Raw genomic sequence first — 2,442 nt, forward strand, 5'->3', positions numbered from 1 at the left:
GAAGGCACGGCGCGCCGAACGCGTAGGCGGTGCGCATCTCGGAACTGCCGGCCGTCGGTTGCGGCGCGCGCCAGCGCAACGCACCGAGCGGCGGAGCCGCGTAGGCCAGTCCCTTGAAGGACGCCACCTCGCCCTCCACGGCGCCGAGCATTTGCCCTTCACGCGTCAGCGCGAAGGGAAACTGTCCGACCGGCTGGGCCATGGCCGAGCCGGTGCAGCACGGAACTGCGGCAGCCACAACGAATGCAAGCAAGGCTCGCATCTTCGAACGATCTCGATGAAGGGTCGGGCAGGTTATGTTCAGAGTCGTCTGCGAAGCAAGCCTCGCGCCTTGCTAATCGCGCTTTGCGAGAATCTCCGCCAGCGCGCGGCGCGCGACGATGCCGAGTTCGCCGAGCGTTGAGTGTCCCGCCTGCGCCGCCTCGATCAGCCGCTCGGCGATGAACCTGCGGCTGTCGTGATCGCCGCCATGCGGCAGCTGCCGGCATGTCTCTTCGAGCACGACATCCATGTTCGCTTTGGTTCGCTCACTCAACTCTGTCATGACGGCCGTACGGTACGCGTGGCTTGTAGGCGCAAGCATACACAGAAGGATGCGCGCTGATTACCCCGGGCTACCACGGCCATTGTGCATCGCGGTGCGTGTGGTGCCGCAATCCTTTGCGCCGTCCGATGCCGCCGCAGATGATCACCCTGGGATTGCACTTGCTGTAATGACAAGCTGAACCTGCGGGGATAGCCTGCCGGCAAAACAAAACATAAGGGAGGAATGCCATGCCTGACGCAATGGTTGCTACACGTGCCTCCGATGAGCGCGGAACCGCTCAGCAGGTCGACGTCGCCGTGGTCGGCGCCGGATTTTCCGGCCTCTATCTTCTCCATCGCCTGCGCAGGGCCGGCTTCTCCGCAGTCGGGCTCGACGAGGCCGGCGACGTCGGCGGCACCTGGTACTGGAACCGCTATCCGGGCGCACGCTGCGACATCCAGACCATCGACTACAGCTACACGTTCGATCCCGAGCTCGATACGGCCTGGACCTGGTCGGAGAAATACGCCACCCAGCCCGAAATTCTGCGCTATCTCGGCTTCGTGGCCGACCGCTATGATCTCAGGCGCGACATCCGCTTCAAGACCAAGGTCACGGCAGCCACCTGGGACGAGACGGCCGAACGCTGGCTCGTCACCACTGACAACGGCGCGCCGGTCTCCTGCCGCCATTACATCATGGCCACCGGTTGCCTCTCCGCGCCGAAGCCGCCGGAAATCGACGGCGTCAAGGATTTCAAGGGCGAGGTCTATTTCACCGGACGCTGGCCGCATGACGGCGTCGATCTGACAGGCAAGCGCGTCGGCGTGATCGGCACGGGCTCCTCGGCGATCCAGTCGATCCCTGTGATCGCCGAGCAGGCTGCGCATCTGACCGTGTTCCAGCGCACGCCGAACTTCGCACTGCCGGCGCATAACGGCCCGGCGCCGGCGGACCGCATGAGCCTGTTCGAGAGCGACCGTGCCGCCTATCGCGAGCAGGCGCGCCAGTCGATGGCGGGCGTGCCCTACCCGCAGCAGACCGTCGTGAGCTGGCAATTGAGCGATGCCGAGCGTCGCGAGCGGTTCGAGCGCGCCTGGGCAGCGGGCGATCTCGTCCACATCCTGAGCCAGCTCTGGGCCGATCAGGCCGTCGATCTCGACGGCAACAAGATCGTCCAGGACCTGATCCGCGAAAAGATACGCGCGGCCGTGAGGGATCCCGAGACCGCCGCGGCGCTGACCCCGGATGATCATCCGTTCGGCGCAAAGCGTCCCTGCCTCGATACCAACTACTACGCGACCTACAACAGGCCGAACGTCACGCTGGTCAACCTGCGCCAGGAGCCGATCAAGGCGATCACCGCGAGCGGCATCACCACGACCAGGCGTAGCGTCGACCTCGACGTCATCGCGTTCGCGACCGGCTTCGACGCCATGACCGGCGCGATCCGCGCCGTGCACCCGATCACCGGCCGCGGCGGCAAGTCGCTCACCGACGTCTGGGCCCAGGGGCCGCAGACCTATCTCGGACTCACGGTCGAGGGCTTCCCGAACTTCTTCATGATCACCGGGCCCGGCAGCCCGTCGGTGCTGTCGAACATGGCGGTGTCGATCGAGCAGCATGTCGACTGGGTGGTCGATCGCATCGCCGGCCTACGCGATGCCGGCTTCACCACGATGGAGCCGACCGAGACGGCGCAGGCCGGCTGGAACAGGCACATGGCCGACTGCGCGATGCTGACGCTGCACCGGCTCGCCAACACCTGGTACACGGGCGCCAACGTGCCGGGCAAGGTCCAGGGCCTGATGCCCTATACCGGCGGCGTCGGTCCCTATCGCAGCATCTGCGACGAGGTGGTCAGCCGCGGCATGCTGGGCTTCAAGCTCACCGGCCCCGATGGCGCCGTGCAATGC

The 2,442-nt window shown here is 66.0% G+C and carries 3 protein-coding genes; 1 reads left to right on the forward strand and 2 read right to left on the reverse strand.

Going from position 1 to position 2,442, the window contains the following annotated elements; genetic code table 11:
* Together JHD07_RS33810 and JHD07_RS33815 are read right to left on the reverse strand one after the other, a co-directional pair.
* Positions 1–262: carboxylesterase family protein (locus JHD07_RS33810; protein WP_291630053.1), on the reverse strand; the 262-nt coding region annotated here is incomplete at its 3' end.
* Between the two features lie 72 nt (positions 263–334).
* Positions 335–583, reverse strand: coding sequence for a hypothetical protein (locus tag JHD07_RS33815; RefSeq protein ID WP_366865666.1), 249 nt, complete (start codon positions 581–583; stop codon positions 335–337).
* Positions 584–774: 191 nt separating this feature from the next.
* On the opposite strand from JHD07_RS33815, the gene JHD07_RS33820 reads away from it, so the two are divergent.
* Positions 775–2,442 (forward strand): NAD(P)/FAD-dependent oxidoreductase (locus tag JHD07_RS33820; protein ID WP_291630057.1); only part of this gene is annotated, 1,668 nt, incomplete at its 3' end.

It is taken from the genome of Bradyrhizobium sp. (assembly GCF_016462955.1).
Classification (GTDB): domain Bacteria; phylum Pseudomonadota; class Alphaproteobacteria; order Rhizobiales; family Xanthobacteraceae; genus Bradyrhizobium.

Bases quoted from the DNA above. Each gene is read 5' to 3' on its own strand.
- JHD07_RS33815 (WP_366865666.1), bottom strand. From the start codon at position 583: ATGCTTGCGCCTACAAGCCACGCGTACCGTACGGCCGTCATGACAGAG.